The sequence below is a fragment of the Arthrobacter sp. JSM 101049 genome, from assembly GCF_041679245.1.
In the GTDB taxonomy this organism is placed as follows: Bacteria; Actinomycetota; Actinomycetes; order Actinomycetales; family Micrococcaceae; genus Arthrobacter_H.
Genome location: NZ_JBGFFC010000001.1, coordinates 178,388 through 195,972 on the forward strand (window position 1 = coordinate 178,388; position 17,585 = coordinate 195,972).

Annotated in this window: 14 protein-coding genes; all 14 read right to left on the reverse strand. The window is 62.9% G+C overall.

What is annotated here, in order from left to right:
- Positions 1–582: 582 nt before the first annotated feature.
- Entirely contained in the window at positions 583–2,247 is a 1,665-nt protein-coding gene (locus AB8M85_RS00760) for an O-antigen ligase family protein (protein ID WP_372696870.1), read from the reverse strand.
- A gap of 328 nt (positions 2,248–2,575) precedes the next feature.
- Complete coding sequence (locus AB8M85_RS00765; protein ID WP_372696871.1) at positions 2,576–3,388, reverse strand: hypothetical protein; 813 nt, start codon at positions 3,386–3,388, stop codon at positions 2,576–2,578.
- A gap of 60 nt (positions 3,389–3,448) precedes the next feature.
- Positions 3,449–4,324 (reverse strand): glycosyltransferase, encoded by an 876-nt coding sequence (locus AB8M85_RS00770; protein WP_372696872.1) that lies wholly within the window; start codon positions 4,322–4,324, stop codon positions 3,449–3,451.
- Complete coding sequence (locus AB8M85_RS00775) at positions 4,321–5,628, reverse strand: hypothetical protein (protein ID WP_372696873.1); 1,308 nt, start codon at positions 5,626–5,628, stop codon at positions 4,321–4,323. Before AB8M85_RS00775 ends, AB8M85_RS00770 begins: the two co-directional genes overlap by 4 nt.
- Positions 5,625–6,689, reverse strand: a complete 1,065-nt coding sequence (locus tag AB8M85_RS00780; RefSeq protein WP_372696874.1) for a glycosyltransferase — start codon at positions 6,687–6,689, stop codon at positions 5,625–5,627. Before AB8M85_RS00780 ends, AB8M85_RS00775 begins: the two co-directional genes overlap by 4 nt.
- An 83-nt stretch (positions 6,690–6,772) precedes the next feature.
- On the reverse strand, positions 6,773–8,038 hold the full coding sequence (locus tag AB8M85_RS00785; protein WP_372696875.1) for a glycosyltransferase: 1,266 nt from the start codon (positions 8,036–8,038) through the stop codon (positions 6,773–6,775).
- Positions 8,035–9,537: a lipopolysaccharide biosynthesis protein gene (locus tag AB8M85_RS00790; protein WP_372696876.1), complete on the reverse strand. Its 1,503-nt coding sequence runs from the start codon at positions 9,535–9,537 to the stop codon at positions 8,035–8,037. The genes AB8M85_RS00785 and AB8M85_RS00790 overlap by 4 nt, the downstream gene beginning before the upstream one ends.
- Positions 9,537–10,649, reverse strand: coding sequence for a DegT/DnrJ/EryC1/StrS family aminotransferase (locus AB8M85_RS00795; RefSeq protein ID WP_372696877.1), 1,113 nt, complete (start codon positions 10,647–10,649; stop codon positions 9,537–9,539). Before AB8M85_RS00795 ends, AB8M85_RS00790 begins: the two co-directional genes overlap by 1 nt.
- Positions 10,646–11,842, reverse strand: a complete 1,197-nt coding sequence (locus tag AB8M85_RS00800; RefSeq protein WP_372696878.1) for a glycosyltransferase — start codon at positions 11,840–11,842, stop codon at positions 10,646–10,648. Before AB8M85_RS00800 ends, AB8M85_RS00795 begins: the two co-directional genes overlap by 4 nt.
- The gene (locus tag AB8M85_RS00805) at positions 11,839–12,522 is read right to left on the reverse strand and encodes a NeuD/PglB/VioB family sugar acetyltransferase (RefSeq protein ID WP_372696879.1); all 684 of its coding nucleotides are present in this window, start codon (positions 12,520–12,522) and stop codon (positions 11,839–11,841) included. Before AB8M85_RS00805 ends, AB8M85_RS00800 begins: the two co-directional genes overlap by 4 nt.
- Positions 12,519–13,658, reverse strand: a complete 1,140-nt coding sequence (locus AB8M85_RS00810; protein WP_372696880.1) for a DegT/DnrJ/EryC1/StrS family aminotransferase — start codon at positions 13,656–13,658, stop codon at positions 12,519–12,521. Before AB8M85_RS00810 ends, AB8M85_RS00805 begins: the two co-directional genes overlap by 4 nt.
- A 30-nt stretch (positions 13,659–13,688) precedes the next feature.
- Positions 13,689–14,708 carry an NAD-dependent epimerase/dehydratase family protein gene (locus AB8M85_RS00815; RefSeq protein ID WP_372696881.1) on the reverse strand — a complete coding sequence of 340 codons (1,020 nt, stop codon included), beginning with the start codon at positions 14,706–14,708 and terminating at the stop codon, positions 13,689–13,691.
- Positions 14,705–15,802: a Gfo/Idh/MocA family protein gene (locus AB8M85_RS00820; RefSeq protein ID WP_372696882.1), complete on the reverse strand. Its 1,098-nt coding sequence runs from the start codon at positions 15,800–15,802 to the stop codon at positions 14,705–14,707. The genes AB8M85_RS00815 and AB8M85_RS00820 overlap by 4 nt, the downstream gene beginning before the upstream one ends.
- On the reverse strand, positions 15,802–17,376 hold the full coding sequence (locus tag AB8M85_RS00825) for a sugar transferase (RefSeq protein WP_372696883.1): 1,575 nt from the start codon (positions 17,374–17,376) through the stop codon (positions 15,802–15,804). The genes AB8M85_RS00820 and AB8M85_RS00825 overlap by 1 nt, the downstream gene beginning before the upstream one ends.
- Positions 17,377–17,585: the final 209 nt, after the last annotated feature.

A 17,585-nucleotide genomic window follows, 5' to 3' on the forward strand; every position in this document is an offset into this window, starting at 1 on the left:
CTTCAGGCCAACTCATCGGAATCCTGTTTATTTATGGTCGCTTGCCGCATTCCATCGTTGGCAGCCGTCGGCTGGCGCTTGCCATCCCATGGCTCGCACTTTGTGCCACAACTGCAAGCCTGTCGGAGTCTCCAGTCGAAGGACCCGCAGGTCTGTTAAGACGGAGCTTCGGATAGCGCCTGTGTAACGAAGCGGTAGCAGGAGTGCGGGTATCGGGTAGCGCTCTGGCGGGGGTTCGACCGACCATGGGTTCAACCCGCGGTCAACGACGGCCCCGGGTGAATTCGGAAGGAATCCGCTCATGACTGACTACCGCCATGTGTTGGCACTGCTTCTGCTGGGTCATCCATATCGGTAAATCGAAACGATGCCTGCCGGCTCGCACCGCGCGATCGCCAAGACCACAGACCTGTGCTCAGGCGCGGGCGCCGAAAGGCGCTATCCGATGCCCGCGCCCGTGCTACCGGATGCATACACATGCGCCACCGAAAGCTCCGTCTTAACACAGGTCCATGCCCACGACTCTAGCCATCGTGATCCATTCCCTGAACGATGGAGCATCATTCGGCGGGTTCGACCGGCTCAGACTGCAGAGGCGCCCGGAAGCTTATGCCGCCTTTTCGAGAGATTGCCGAACAGCCTTTCGACACCGATCGCCAGAGCGCCGGAAACGCCAACCCCCAGGAGGCAGATCCCCACCACCGCGTACTTGCCGCGCACCGGAACGTATGAAATGGGAACCTCGGATGGCCTCATGTCCGTGGTGATCAACGCAGACTTCCAAACCCCCATCTGTTCTTGCGGGATGACGGCTAGGCTCTCCAGCTCCCGGGCAACCGACGTAGCGCGCGAGTAGACTTCTTCGGGACTGGTGCCGACGATCTCCACGTTGATACTTGGTTTGTTGAAGTTCGTCTGCCACTGTCCACCCGCACTAGGCAGGAATACCGCGCTAGCGTGTTTCATGCCGGTCCCATACAACGGTGCCGATGTAGGGATGACCACCGGATTCGGGTACCGGCCCTCATACATGCGCTGCACCATGGCCGTAAAATCGACCACGTAGAACCCCTCTGTACGCAAGGCGTTATTCATAGTGGAACCAGGTGGCGCGTCGAATCCAATCTCGAACTTGGCGTAGTACACCCCTTTGGCCCCCATGGCCAGGTAGCACGCGGGAATGGCCATGAGCAGCACCAGAAGCATCACGTACCACCGCCTCAGGAGAATAGCCCCGATTCTCTGGGCCCCGATTGTCGCGGAAGCGAGCGCTATAGAACGCCGACGTGCATCTGTTGCTGTCGTATCGATTTCCACGTTCCGGTATGCTCCGCACAGTCCAAGCATCAGCATCAGCATTCCCACTGCCTGGGGAAAATGGAATGCATCAAAGAAAGCGCAAAGGAGTGCCCCGGCCAAGATGCCCCCCGCCAGAGCCGGCCCTAATCCCCCAAGCATCGGGCCCCCAAGCTTGCGCCCCCGCCATGCAACCAAGGCAGCGGCCAGTATCATCGCCAAGAACGCGAGTGTGCCGACGAGCCCAACTTCTATCAGCAAACCGAAGTATTGATTATCAAAGATGTGATAAGTCGGATTCATCGTGCCCAGGCCGCGGCCAAATGCCGGGGTCAGCGAAAAATAGCCCAGAGCCGCGCCGAAACTCGACGTGCGTGAGTCCACGCTGGGGTCGGATCCTGAGAACATGCCGACGATCGTTCCCGCCAGCCCGGGAACTACGACGTACAGGACCGAGAGTCCAGCCAGGCCAACCAGGATGAGGCGTATCCGAATCCGGCGTTCCCAGGTCGGCACGAGGACGAGCAATCCCACGACGATGCCCAGGAGTGCGGACCGAGTGACGGAGATGAAGGCCGCCAGAAAGATGAACGCTGGTGGAAGGAACCGGCGAAGAAGAGCGCGTTGAGTGTCGCGGATTCCCAGCGTCAGTGCGATGGGCAGAACCATGGCGAGGACTGCGGCATATTCCAGCGGATGTCTGGCGGTGGACTCGGAACGGATGAATCCCCCACGAGAATCGATACCTTCGACTCCATTCGCGGTCAGGCCAGGCAAATGGTACTGGTCGACGAAGTTAACACCGCTGAAGAACTGGATGGCTCCGAGCAGGGCATACAGCCCCACAAACAGTGAAAGACGGCGCATCAACACGAGGAACCGACTGCGGTCGCGTACTCCGTCGTTGGCCACCAGGATTACCCCGCAATACGAGGCGGTATTGATGAGCATGAGCGTTGATCCGTTACCGTCCGTATAGGGTAGCGACGTCAAAGCGGCCAGTACGTAGCTAACCAAAACGCATCCCACGAAGACGGTGAGTGCAGTCCTAACAGGTTGTCGCCGGCGTGAACCATGGGACCCGATATTGCGAAGGTAGTGCCAGGCCCACCACAACAGCATGCACAGCCCAAAGAGAGTTGATGGTGAACCTGCGCCGCCCAAGGGGCCAATCCCCTGGTCTGAGGGCACGCCGAGAAGGAGTACCAAATAGATTGTCAGGACCGAGGTGGCGTCCAGGCTCTGTCGCCTTCTGAGTCGGGGAGGCGAAGGCTTCAGGTCAACGGCGGTTTTCACGTCGCGAACCCACCAACTTGGTCTCGGTTTCCGGCGGTGTCGACGTTGTCGGGGAACCTTTTCCCCTGTTGCTCTTAGCTGGCTGACTGCCTTTCCCCTGTTGTGGCTTTCCCGGAGTATGTCCGTGGTGCTCCCATTCTCCCTCGAGGGTCGAGAGCTGAGGAACCGAAACCAGGTCGTTCGGCCTGGACTTGCGCATTTTCCGGCGTTCCAGAAAGCCGTCGGCCAATCCCACCAGCAAGAAGGTAGCCGCCAACCCCATTGCCGTTACTATTCCGGTGAATTGGATGGGCTTTTTGTACACCACCGTGGGGCTGGCATCCGCTGCGAGAGGCAGCACCGTGATGACTGATGCCTTGGGAACGTCCAAGTCGGTTTGGAGTGTCGCGAGCGTTGACGGAATCGTGGTCTTCATGGCTTCCAGCATGTCCATGGTGGACAGGGCGTCCGGCCCGGTGACATCCGCCACGATAATCGGTCCAGTGGTCGATTCATCCTGGGCCACCGTGATTGCGGTACCCGGATACTCTTCCAATAGCGGCTCGGCCACTTCCGGTCCGGTGACCTTTACCTGCAGAACGCCAAGTGCCTGATCCAGGCCGCCAAGATATAGGAACGGATTTTCACCGGTGGTGACCGCTACCTGCGGAGGGACAAGAACCATGCTCGCCTTCGCCTCGTAGGTGGGCGGGACAGCTTGAAAGACTAGATAGGAGGCCGCTCCGGTCATCAATAGTCCCACGACAACGAGGTACCACCGGCGCAGGCAGCTCTGGATCAGGTCACGGACAAACATTTCCTGCCCCCTTCGGTTGGGCTCGACGCTGGTCGGCGCGGGCCAGCTGGTGATGCCACGTCATCTTTCCTGCCTTGGGGCCACCCGGGCAGCGGCAAGCTTCATCTGATTGAGTCCCTGTTTGCCGCCGATCCGCATGATGGCTGACTTCGCCCCCCAACGCACAGCGTCCCTGGCCAGTCTGGCTGGGGCGGCTGCGTACCTGTCGACCATGAGTTCAGCGGTCGTCGGGCGACGGGCCACATCGAGCAGTGCCCCGAATCCGGCCCGGTAGTGCCCGGGGTCTACGCGTCGCCCCCGGACCCTGTTACTGACATTTCCATCGTGGATGACTTGCAGCCACGCAGGCTCACCCTGAATATGGCGAACTGGCATGTGCCGTTCAAGTCGATTGTGCCAATCCGCCCAGGCAGTTACTGGGCTGTCCCACGGCTCACTGACTGAGCAGAATGCGTTGGTCGTATCGGTGCGAAGATAGACCCGGTCACCGTGCTGAATCAGCCCATTGTCGATGTAGAGCGCGACTGCCCGCCTGGTCTCCGCGCTGTGTTGCAGGCGGGCTACGAAATCCGACGCGACGGCGTCATCGTTGTCGAGGTTCGTCGTCAGCAGCAGATCGCTTCGTTCATTGGCGACTCCCTCGATGTCCGCCAGCAACTGGTCGCGGGGTACTGCCTGCCGATACAACGGCGTGAATTTACCGAGGGAACTGAGCGTTGTGGTGCGTTCTTTGAGCCAGTCCGGGCTTTCTTCGTCGTAGTAGACGATCCAGTGAAAGTTGCCCTCGGATTGGGACTGCATGGAAGGCAAGCAGTAACGCTCGAATAACTGCTGGCGTTCACGTAGCCAACCCTCTCTGGCCCTGACCACGCTCTCGACTCCGGGAGTCGGAAGATTGAAGCGGGTCAGGATGACATGTGACAACGAGGAGCTCATATCTTCACCTTGTAGATGTGGTAGGTGGATTCGGACGGAAAATTGTCGGACATCTGTCGATCTGAATCGATGGTGACCTTCCGGGACTCGAACAGCACTTCGGCGGTACGTCCGGCCACCGAGGCGGGCCACTGGAATTGGCGGGTTCCGGGTCTTGCCTGGCCGTCGGTCATCGAGAAGAGATACGCGTATCCGTCGAGGACCTTCAGCATGGTCGACGTGTCGTCGCCGAAATCCCATTGAAGGGTTTGGGTATTGATGACCGGAGCTAGGCGATGGATCCGCTGGTTCACTTGCTTCACCGCCTGGACCTGCTGCTGTCCACAGAAGTCAGGAACGACCTGCGCGGAACGGAAGACATTGCTGGATTGGCACGGGCCACTGAAGCTCTGGTTGAAGTAGACAATGCCACGCGCTTCATTGATGATCGAGCTCATCACGGCTCCTTGTATCTGCGCCGCCTGGATGTAGCCGGAGAAATTCTGAGGTTGGTCGGTTCCGCCAAGATTCTCCACGAATTGCCACAATGGCTGCAGTTTTCCGTCCTCGGCATCGCGTTGGCGCAATGCTTTCATGACAGTTCCGTAGCTGGAGGATGATCGACATGATTCTTGTTCGATGGGCAGCAGGGAGACGTCTCGGTAGGGCTCGGCGGAACAATGGGGAATCGAATACCAGTACTTGTCGACGGACACCACGTCGGTGTAGTCGTTCACGTAGGCGCTCGACACTCTGGGGTCTAGATCGTTCTCCAACACCATGTAGGTGAAATTGGCGTAGGAAAACAAGCCCCCGGGTGCCGCGTCTTTGCGGGATGCGAGATGGGCCTTGCCTTCCTCGGGGGGAAAACGGCCATCAACTTCATCGTCAAGGAAGTAGCCGACCCAGCTCGTGGTTTTGCTGGTGAAGGTTTCGTTGAGGGCTCCTCCGATCCAATACATGCCCCCGTCATCGAGTAGTTGCGAGTCCAGGGAGTCCGGCATGCCGATGTAGGTGTTGATTCCCAACTTCTTATCGAAGTCGATCTCTGACGCGTTGGATGCCGAGTCATACCACGCGACGATGGGAAAAAAGGCAGGATCTGACCACCCGGCCCGGTCGGCCTTCTCAAACTTCTTCCAATATCCAGAGCCACCCTCCCAAGGCACCAGTGGCAAGCCCAAGGCGCCGGTCTTAGATGGAGGATCGACCAATGCTTCAGGTTTAACTGTCGAGGTGCAGCCGGTGACCAGAACAGTCCCAAAAACGACTGCCAGGAGGGACCGTGACCAATTCGCTGGTTGCGTCATCGTTCTAGGGGTCATGGCTTCACCGTCGAGGCAGTTAGGAGCCGCAACATCTCGGCGGCTCGCGCGTCCCAGGAATGGCGACGTGCAAGAGCCTGGCGCTCGCCCCGCTCACTGGCGTGCAGGGGTGCACTTTGCGCTCGTTTGACCAAGTCGACAAACTCCTGAGCCGAATGCCCCACGTTGATGAGCGGGCTGCCGATCCATCGGACGGCCGGTAGATTCGTCGAAACGACGGGCAGTCCGGCCGCCAGGTAATCCAGGGTCTTGAGTGGAAAACTAGCCCGGTTGAACTCCGTGTCTGCATACGGTGTGATCCCTACCGCCATGGCGAGCGATCGGCCCCAGAGGTCTGACTCCGGAATTTCATCGGTCCATGTGACATTCGGTGCAGCCAGGAAGTGGTCCAGACGTCGGGTCGTCTCAGGATTGCGCTCCCTCCGAGGTCCTATGACATCGATGGGCAGTCCGGTGTCAGCCAATCGCTCCAGCAAATCCATGTCGAGCCGCTCATTGAGCTGGCCGATGAGCCCGACAGTCGTGCGCTCGACGGTTTCGTCCACCGGTTCCACGCCCGCAGGTACATGGCAGCCGTTGGGCAGGACAACGGGATCGGCCGAGGTGCCCAGCCTCGGCAGGATCCCAATCAGGTGCGGCGAGACAACGGTAACGATATCCGCTCTTTTCAGATTCGCTCTGAGAATTCCCTCGATCTTCTCGCGCTGCAAGCCCATCAGCTCCGCCCCTGCAGCCCAATCGTCTGTTACGTGCAGGACCTTGCGACCGGGCATGCCGTGCGGGAAGGTCTCACGGGGGGACATCAGGATCGTGGCCAATGGCCGGGTTGGTTGGGTATCGACGATCCGTCGTATGGCCCGATGAAGGAGGAGACTCGCTACGGGACGAACCAACGGCTTGGTGAATTTCGGCGGCACCAGCACGCGCAGCCGTACCAGCCCTTCACCAATTGGGTCCACTTTGAAGCCGGGGAAGATGCTGGGTCGTCCCTGGGCAGCCGGCCCGATGAGCGGAACGGGAGGATCGACCCAAAGCACTTGATGGGTCTTGGCCAGAGCCACAGCTAGGCGGTGGTCCGTTCCCCGCGTGCCTTCCCAGCGGGAACCTGCTATGAGAACCAGCCAGTCTCTACCGAGGTCATGTTTCATCGGGCCACCACCGTCCGGGGATCGTCTGGTGCAGTTCGAGCCACCGGTCGAGCATTGAAATCGTCTGCCACGGTGGCGCGTCGCAGTCGAGCTAGAAGACGGGCCCCCTTGTAGGCGACGAAGCGCGTCCCGGCCGCGACCTCAGCGGCCAGCGTGCCGCGTCCATTGGAAACATGCGAGATGGCGTTGTCGTAGAAATCAATCTGGCGTTCTGCAGCGGCGTCCAGAGAGAAGCGGTCGCGCAACGTCAACAGCGAAAACTCACCGAGGTGGTTCCGCAGCGCCTCCTGCCGTAACAATGGCCCGAGTTCGGACAAGAGCCGTGATGCGCCTTGGCTGGCTTCTGGTCCGGCTCCATACCACCCCTGCCAGAGGAAATCGGGGAGAGATCGTTCCGTCACGGTACGCCAGTATCCACTTTCACCCTGCACGATGACAGGCTTTCCAAAAGCCATTCCTCGCAAAGCCGAGCTCCCCATGCCAAGGACCACATCAGCCACGGCATAGGCGCAACGAGGGTCTTGCATCTCCCCCGCTAGTATCACGCATCGCCGTCCTGCCTTCTGGTTGGCTTTGTTGGCAAGTCTACGGACCTGCTCCGCGGCTGGCCCCGTTCCTACTATGAGCAGCTGTACCGGGGGGGAATCTCTCAGTGAACCGACCGCGTCCATGGCGGTCAAGATGCCCTCCAACTTCATTTCGTTGGCCAGGCGCGAAACAATTACGACTGTCATGCACTCGGTGTCCAGACCCCACTTCGTAGCGAATTCCCCGACGTTGAGATCAGCCTCAGGGCTATTGACCGTGATGTCGATAGGTGGCTCCATCAATTCCGTTGCGGTTCGTCCCCGAGAGCGCTCGACCTCCAGGATCTGCTCGGTGCCGACGAGTAATGGCAGATCATACGGAATAAAGGGGGCCACGGACATCGATAGCACAGTAGCCACAGCGGTCGCGCGGCGTCCGCGCGAGGCGATAGCCGCTTCCAGGGCGGGCGGCCACTCATAGCCATGGATTACGTCGACGTTCCGATCCTCGGCAACCTTTCGAATTGCGCCGATGACTCGCGGGCTAGGACGGCGTCCCGGAGGCGGAAGCTCGATGAACTCCAGCCCTCGTTCGGAAATATGGGACTGAAGAGAGCCCGGCTGACCGATGACTCCTACCCAGTGTCCGCGGTCGTGGACGGCGGCGGCGAGGTCCACAGCATTGAGTTGGCTCCCGCCAATCGCCATATCGTGCGGGTAGACGAGGATTCTCACGTGATCGCCCCAGCTTTCTCGGCTCGAACAATTCCACGGATGGCCCGTAGGTCGCTACGCCTCAAATAGAGGAGGCCTGCTATCCCAAGCCCAGCTGAGAGACCTCCCACCAATAGCGCAATGATCACCTGACCGAACAGACTCGCTGCCCACCAAGCCGTGCAGGCCACTGCCACACCGACGAGCGTGGGAAGCCATAGTTTTCCGAGCACATCGAGGATGCGGACACCGGTGCCGCGAAGTTGCCAAAGATAGAGGGGTAGAAGCACGACCATGGAAACAATCGCCTGTGCAGCCGCGATGCCCACTATGCCGCCCCACACGGCCCCGAATATCAGAGCTGGAATCAACACCACTAGCCCTACAGCCTGGATCATCAGGACCTTGCTGGTACGACCGATGACCACCATGTAGTCATACGCCAACTCGCAGAAGACCTTTGCCAGAGCGGAGAGCACCAACCAGCTGAGAACGGCCGCAGCAGGCAGCCAGACATCCCCGTAGACGAATCGGACAATAGGCGTTGCTGCTCCCGCAAGAGCCAGGAATGCCGGGATTGTGGCACACCCCAGAACGCCAAATAGTCCAAGGATCACCGCACGGAGCCGAGCGGGATCGTGCTGGATGGCGGAGAAGGCGGCAGGTGCAACACGACGCAGCGGTTGGGAGACGATGCTGACCGGCCAACTGGAGAGGTTGAAGGCCAAAACGTAGAATCCCAACGCGATGGTTCCGGCAACCGATCCAGCGACCAGCTGATCCGAGTAACCGATGGTGAAGACAATTATGCTGGTCCCGGCCAATGGAAGGCCGAAGTTCAACAAAGCCCTAGCCTTCTCCTTGTGCCACCCCACCCGATAGGGAAGCGGCGACGCGCGAACGAACAGGACGGCCGCAATGAGGCTCCCCAACACGCGGCCGACGGCCAGAGACATGGCTCCCATGCCCATGAGTGCCAAGATCGCAGACACAATGGCACCCACCCAGACGTTGACCAGGTCGATGCCCATGCGCTTCTTCTCACGGAAATCGCGTTGCAGCAAGGCGGCTGGCCCCGCTACAGCACCGTTGATCAATACGCTGAGGATCAGGATCCTCACGACATCGGTCGCTCCTGGGTCGCCCATGGCCGCAGTGAAGGCGGGGGCGGCCAACCAGCTGGCGGCACAAAACAACGCGCTGCCCAGCAGCGACAGTGTATTCACCGTGGGCGCGATTACCGCAGGGTCACCGGGCCAGCGGACAATGGCGAGGCTCACACCCAGCTCGTTAAAGCTGAGGACCGCCATGAGGGCGACTAATGCGATCGCAAAAGTACCGAACTCCTCCGGCCCTAGGACCCGGGCGAGGAGTATGCCGATGCCCAAGGTCCCCAGCCGGGAGACGAGCGTGTTCGTTAGGCTCCACGCGAATGCACCGCTAGCGCTAGAACGGCCAGATGCCCCGATACTGCCCGATGTTCCATGCCGAGCGCGTCCCATCAATCGATGCGCCGCCATCAAGTCACCGCGCCAGCAACGGCTTCAGCCGCTCGTTGCTGCTGTTCCACTGTGATATGCGGATACAGCGGCAATGACAGGATGCGTGCCGCGGATTCCTCCGCTACCGCGAATGTTCCCCGCCCCTGTCCCAGTCGGGCGAACGCATCTGTCAGGTGAACGGGCGTCGGGTAGTGGATACCGGCACCGATCCCCGCCGCGTTGAGTTCCGCAAGGACATGATCACGGTCTTCGACACGAATTACGTACAGGTGCCACACATCGATGTTCCCAGGGGCAGACCGTGGCAGTTCAATACCCCGAATGCCGCTCAAAAGTTCGTTGTACCGGGCTGCGGCATTACGTCGACGTTCATTCCAGCGTTCCAACCGCCCCAGTTTGGCGTTGAGTACAACCGCTTGGACGGTGTCGAGGCGCGAATTCATTCCCACCGCGTCATGCCGATACTTTTGTGCGCTTCCGTGCGCCGACAACAACCGCACCCGCGCCGCAACGTCGTCGTCGCCGGTCAGCACCGCTCCCGCGTCCCCTGCGGCACCGAGGTTCTTCCCCGGATAGAAGCTGGTCCCTGCGGCCCGGCCAAGGGTACCTGCGGCACGTCCGAACCGAGTCGCCCCCTGGGACTGCGCCGCGTCCTCCACAATGACTGCGCCGCATTCCCTGGCGATGGGTTCCAGCTGCTCGACGAAGGCCGTCTGTCCGAAGAGGTGCACAGGGATGATCGCCTGGGTCCGCTCGGTCACGGCTTCCCGCACCCGTTCTGGATCGATGAGCAGGTACTGCGGGTCCACATCCACCAGGACCGGAACTGCGCCGATGCGGCATACCGCTTCTGCCGTGGCGATGAAGGTGTTGGCCGGAAGGATGACTTCACCCCCGGCCTCAACGCCCGAGGCCCGGAGCGCAAGCTCGAGGGCATCGGTACCGTTTCCGACACCGATGCAATGCTTCACGCCCAAATAGTCGGCGTAGTCCGTCTCGAACTGCCCGACCTGCGGCCCACCTATGAACGACGTCGTGGCAAACACCTGCTTGAGCCCGACCATGACTTCCTCGTCGATCTCCAGCTGCTGCGCACCCAGATCGACCAGCGGAATGTTGTTGATACTCACGCGTTGGCCCCCCGTCGTGCCCATTCTTCTTTTTCGACTACGCTGCCGAACTGCATTGTGGCGTAGTACCTGGCGCTCGCCACGGCACTGCGGGCGAGCGATCGCGTGGCCTGCGCGATACGTTGTGGCCGCATGACCGTGTCGACGTAGATTCCGGAGAGTTCCGCGGAGGCCCGGGACAGGCTGTACCGCTGCTCGACGAGTTCGCGTCCCAAGGCGCCGAGCCGGCGGCGGTTCCACGGGTCCTCGATGAGGTCGGTCAGCGCGATCAGGAGGTCACGAACGCCGGCACCCTCGCTACCGAACCAGCCGTTCGTGATGAAGCCTTCGGCCGAGAACTCGTCCACGAGCTGCCAGTACCCGCCTTCGCCTTGGACGATCAGTGCCTTTCCATGGGCGAGCCCCTTGATGGCGGAGCTTCCCATGCCCAGGACGATGTCGGCCGACTCGTAGACCGAGGTCGGGTCCATCTGGAACCCGACTGGCTGGATGACCATGCGGCCGTGCCGCCGGTTCACGTCGTCGGCCCGCATCCTGACGGTTTCCAGGCCCTCGCCGTCGCCGGCAATGAGCATCCGCAGCGGGGCCGTGTCGGAGAGGCGGTCGACCACGGAGATGGCCGAGAGGATTCCCTGGAGCTTCTCGAGGTCGGTGGTCAACATGGAGACGACCGAAACAACGATCTCGGCGTCCCCGATCCCCCACGTTTGGCGTGCACCGGCGGCGTCCCGTGTCTGGTGCCGGTGCATATCGACCGGCGGCTCCAACAGATAAGCTGTCCGGCCCTCGTTTTTCATCCTGTTGGTCAAGGCCGGAGTCCCTACGACCAGTGGCAGATGGGTGGGAAGGAACGACGGCACCTCCATGGCCATGACGGACATGAGCACCGGTGTGCGCCATCCGCCGGCGAAGGATGCTTGCAGGCACGGGCGCCATTCATACGCATGGACCAGGTCGAAACGTTCGGACCGGATGACCTGGCCCAGCCGGGCAGCCCATTTGCCGCTACGGATTCGCGCATCCGGCGCGGGAATCCACGGCACGTCGGTCGCTTCCAACGCCTCGGTCAGCACTCCCGGAGGCGCGTACACGGTGGGTTCATGCCCGTGCCGTCGGACGGCGACGGCCATTTCGATCGCATTGAGTTGGCTTCCGCCCATGCCCAGCTGATGTGGGCAAACCAAAACCTTCATGATGCGTCTCCTCCTTGAGGCGTAGCCATGTCCGGCCGTAGATCGGCGCGGTTGATGGCACGGGCCGGATTGCCGACCCAGGTTTGTCCCGCGGGCAGATCCCGCAGCAGCACGGACCCCATGCCGAGGACCGCTTGCTCGCCGACATGCACGTTCTGCCGGACGGAGGCGTTCATACCGAGGTATGCGCAGCGTCCGATCCCCACTCGGCCTCCGACGGAAACGCCTGCGGCAAAGGTCGCGTAGTCGGCGACGGCGTTGTCGTGGGTCAAGGTCACCCCGGGCATCATGACCACGTGTCGTCCCACGCGGACGTCGGCGGTCAGGACCGATCCGGCCAGGACGATACTTCCGGCTCCGATGGTCGAACCGTTGCCAACGACCGCGGAAACATGCACGTGCGTGACGAAACGTTCGGGCATGACACCCAGCGATTCGAGACGGGAGACAATCGCTGCCCGTGCGCTGCCGGAACCGGCGCACACCAGGAATTTGTCTCCCGATTGTGCGGCCAACTCGATGCCGCCGAGTACGCGGGCACCGGCGACCTGCCGTCCGTGCAAGGACGGGTCGTCGTCGAGCACGCCGACGATCTGGTGGTCTCCGGTTTCCCGGATGGAGGCGATCGCCTCGCGGGCGAGCCCGCTGGCTGCCACCATCAGGACGCTCGCCATGGTCATGCACCGCCAGCGGTGCGGATGCTCTCGATGACCCGCGCCTGATCCGTCGCTTCGAGACCGTGGTAGAGCGGCAGGATCAACGTGTGGTCCGTCAACCGTTCGGTAACCGGTAGCGGCACCATCTGGCCTGGGTGCCCGGCGTAGGCCGGCTGGCGGTGCGCCGCCATGATGCCCCGACGCGCTGAGACCTCGTCGGTGGCCAGCTTCTCGAGGAGCTGCTCGCGCCCCATGGGGAATTCGGGGAGCACCTCGATCCAGAAGGACTGGAAGTTCGAGGTGCCGTAGTCGGGATCCGTGGCGCAGCGCACCCCGGGGACGTCTGCGAGCGCTGAACGATAGATGTCGGCCAGTTCCCGACGGCGGGCCACCATGGCATCGAGCTTGTCCAATTGGACCAGCCCGATCGCCGCCTGCAGGTCGGTCATCCGGAAGTTGTATCCGACCTCCGAATAGCTCTCCTGCGGTGCCAGCAGCGAACCGTGCCGTTCCGCGGCAGAGACGTCCATGGCATGTTCACGGAGCCGGCGGGCACGGGTGGCCCACGCCTCATTGTTGGTCGTCAGCATGCCGCCCTCCCCCGTGGTGAGCAGCTTCCGCGGGTGGAAGGACCAGGCACTGATGTCGGCCCCGACACCGACGGGTGCACCCCGGTAGGTCGAACCTGCCCCACAAGCGGCGTCCTCCACCAAGGCGATCCCCCGCTCGTCACAGAGGCGCCGCAGCGGCTGGAGGTCCAGGGGCATGCCACCCTGGTCGACGGCGATGATGGCGCGGGTGGCCGGTGTCAGCGCCGCCTCGACGGTGTCGGCCGTAACGTTGCCGGTGACCGCGTCCACGTCGGCAAAGACCGGCCGCGCGCCGATGTAGGTAGGCGCGTTGGCCGTGGCGATGAAGGAGTATGACGGGACCACGACATCGTCGCCCTCCCCCACGCCGGCGACGACCAGGGCGAGGTGCAACGCCGTCGTGCAGCTGGAGGTGGCCACGGCGTGGCCCACCTGCTGGTGCTCGGCGAAGGCCTGCTCGAAGGCCTCCGTCCGTGGCCCCTGGGCGACCCAGCCCGAGGCGATGACCTCAGCCACGGCTTCGCTTTCGGCGGCGCCGAGCCACGGCTTCATCACGCTGATTCTGCTCATGTTCCGTCTCCCCAGTATTCGGTAGTTGTCTCAGGTGTTGGCGGGTTCACGTTTCAGGGCCCGTCCGGCGGCGACCTGCTCGCGCAAGGGTCGCCACCACTCGACGAGCCAGAGCAGCCCGTCCTCCAAGCTGACGGTGGAGCGGAAACCGAGGTCGCGGGCTGCGGCCTTCGTGTCGGCCAGCCGCCGCACCACCGAGTTCACCGCGCGCTCCGGGCCGTACTCGATGCGCTGGTCGGAGCCCATGACTCGCAGCAGCGTCTCGGCCAACTGGCGCAGGCTGGTTTCCTTTCCACTGGCGATGTTGTAGATGCCATCGACGACCGGGCTGGCGGCCGCCAGCAGGTTGGCCCGGGCGATGTCCTCGGAGAAGACGAAGTCCATGGTCTGGCTCCCATCGCCGAAGATCAGCGGCGGCAAACCGTCGTCGATGCGTTCCATCCAGCGCACGAGCACCTCGGTGTAGGCGCCATGGACATCCATCCGGGGGCCATAGACGTTGAAGTAGCGCAACATCACGTAGTCCAGCCCGTACATCGAACGGAAGCTCTTGAACATCCCCTCGTTGAACGTCTTGGCGGCACCGTACAACGTGTCATTGTTGTACGGATGGTGGCGTTCCGTGGTGGGGAATTCGTCGGCCATGCCGTACACGGAGGCGCTGGACGCGGCGACGATCTTCGGTGTCTTGGCCTCGACGGCCGCTTCGAGGACGTTGAAGGTCCCGTTGACCATCACGTCGACCGCCAACCGGGGTTCCTCGGCACACTGGGTGATGCGGATGGCGGCCTGGTGGAAGACCACGTCCTTGCCCTGGACGAGCTCGCGCACCAGGTGCCGGTCGGCGAGGTCGCCTTCGACGAGATTGACGCGGCCACTGGCCAGCGGACCGGCGATGTTGTCGCGCCGTCCCCGCACCAGATTGTCCAGGACGTCGATGTGCTCGGCCCCGGCGGCCAGGAGCTGGTGGACGATCTCGGAACCGATGGTTCCTGCTCCTCCGGTGACCAGGTACCGGCCACCGGCGATCTTCTGCTGGTAGTTGTTCACAGTGCTGCCTCCAGGACTGACGTGGTGGATACGAGTCGTCCGTTGCCGCCGCGGTTGGCCAGGCTCCGGGTGGTCGCCTCGAGGACGGAGAGCACGCGCAGCGCGGACTCGCCGTCGGTCGGGGCCGGTGTCCCCGAGCGGATGCTCGCGGCGTATTCGGAGACGAGCAGACCGAGTGGTTCGAATTCGGACAGGGCCGGCGACCAGGTGTCGCCGAGCCGGTAGGAGATGGCGGCGCCCTGTCGTCCGGCGCTGTCGCCGCGGATCATTTCCTGGCGGTCCAGGTCGACACCGCGGTCGAAGATGCTCAGGCGCTGCTGGGGATTCAGATCGTCCCAGACCAGCGTCTTGCGGCTCCCGCCGATGACCATCTGGCGGATCTTCGTCGGGGACAGCCAGTTGACGTGGATGTGGGCCAGTGCCCCGTTGTCCAGAGGCAGGCTGAGGTACCCTACGCACGCCTTGCCGGCATTGAGCGGATCGGCGCCTTGTGCGGAGACTCCGACCGGCTTGAGACCGCCCGGGAGGATGAAGTCCAGGATCGACAGGTCATGTGGGGCCAAGTCCCAGAAGACGTCGACGTCGGGTTGGACGAGCCCGAGGTTGATGCGCACCGAGTCGATGTAGAGGATCTCCCCGAGTTCTCCGGTCGCGAGCAGGTCGCGGATCTTCAGCACGGCCGGTGTGTAGCAATAGGTGTGGTCGGCCATCAGGATGGTTCCGGCGGCGCGGGCCGCCCGGACCATTTCGCGGCCGTGGATGCTGTTGTCGGCCAATGGCTTCTCGACCAGCACGTGCTTGCCGGCGGCAATGGCCTGCATGGCCACGGCGTGGTGCGTCCGGGCGGGCGTGGCGATGGCGACGGCGTCGAGGTCATGGTCTCGCAGCAGCTTGTCGACCGAGGTGACCACGGCCGGTTCCCCGGTTTTGCGGGCCAGTGCTGCCGCCCGGTCGGCGTCCATGTCGCAGATCGCGACCAGGTCCCACTCCGTGTTCATGGCGAAGTTGCGGGCAAGATTCGGTCCCCAGTAGCCGGCGCCGATCACGGCGACGCGCAGTGCGGGGTGGACGGTGGTTTCCGGTGCGATGCTCATCAGTAGGCTCCCGACGGGTTGATCATGACCTTGAAGGTGCGCCACATGATCATCAGATCTCCCGTGACGGACCAGTTTTCGACGTAATAGAGGTCCAGACGGACGCTTTCTTCCCAATCCAGGTCGGAACGCCCGTTGACCTGCCACAGCCCGGTGACCCCGGGTTTGATGTAGAGGCGACGGTGGGTATGGCCCTCATAGGCTGCAACCTCGGAGGGAAGCGGAGGACGGGGGCCGACGACGGCCATGTCGCCCCTGAGGACGTTGTAGAACTGGGGCAGCTCGTCGAGCGAGAACTTCCGCAGCCAAGTCCCGACCCGGGTGATGCGTGGATCCTGCTTGAGCTTGAACAGCGGGCCCGCCCCCTCGTTGAGGTCCTTGAGGTCCTGCAGGTCCTGCTCCGCGGTGGCGACCATGGAACGGAACTTGTACATCGTGAACGGCTGGCCCCGGCGCCCGGTGCGCTCCTGCTTGAAGAACACGCCGCCCTTGCTATCGCGGCTGATGAGCAGCGCGATGACCAGGAATAGGGGGACTAACACCAGCAGCGCAACGGACGAGACGGCGATGTCCATGGCCCGCTTGAGCACATGCCGCCAACCGGTGAAGGTGGGCAGCTCAACGTGCATCAGCGGGAGCCCCTCGACGGGCCGCATGCGGATACGCGGACCGGCCACATTGGTCAGCGAGGAGACCAGAATGACCTCTGTACGTGTACGTTCCAGCCGCCAGCCCAGGTCCTGGATCGCCCGGTTGCCGCCCTGGAGCGCCCCGGCGACGACGACGGCGTCGGCACCCAGCCGACTCACTTCCTGCTCGATCCCGGCGCCCCCGTGCATCAATGGCAGCCCAGGACTGGTCGCACGGATGAGGTTCTCGGCGTCTGCGTCCGGGGCGCCGTCCAGGACGACGCCGACCACGCGGTAGGCGGCGCCCGATTTCTTGCCGATCTGACGCACCACATACGGGGCGTCTTTGGCCTGGCCATAGACGACGACGTCGCTGAGCGCATGTCCCAGGCGGCGCTGGGCCTGGAGCCAACGGCGCCACGACCAGCGGCCCACCAGCAGCGCCAGCAGACCAAAGGGCAGGGCGATGATGAGGAAGCCGCGAAGGCCCGTATCCGTGCCCAGCACGGCCAGCACTGCGACCCAGCCGGCGAGCGCCGCGGTGGCATCGACCACCGATTTGTATTCGTAGACGCCGATGGCGATCCTGCCTGCCGCCCGCGTTTGGAACAGATGAAGCATGAGCAGCCATGAGACGGCGACCAGCAGCGCCAAGCCCGCCGTCCTGGCCAATCCGCCCTCCAGGCCGGCGATGGACCCGGTCCACTGCGCCACGCGTGTCCCGGCGCCGACCGTGCCCGGGAGTCCGGCGGCGGCCACGAGGACCGGAATGGTCACCGCCGCCAGGACCAGCAGGACGTCGGTCGCCAGAAGACGACGGCGGTATTGCTGGCGCCAGTGGATGGCCGAGGCCGCACGCTGGGTTCCTCTCCGGCTGGCCCCGGGCGCCCACTCAGGGACCGCTTCGAAACCGGTACCGGACATCCTCCCGCTAAGCTGCGACATGCCCTGGCCTCGCGATCTGTTCCGGTAGACCGCCGCATCCGGCGGCCCTTCGGGCCGTGTTCATTCGCATTGGTGAGTCCCCCCAAAGTGCTGAGTTGGCATTCCGGCCCAGCGGCCGGGCTGGCCTCGTCGGCCTGCTGGCACCGAGCCTAGGTCGCGGCCCTCACCAGCACACGAGTGACGGGATACTCGTTTTGGCCGGTTCGTTA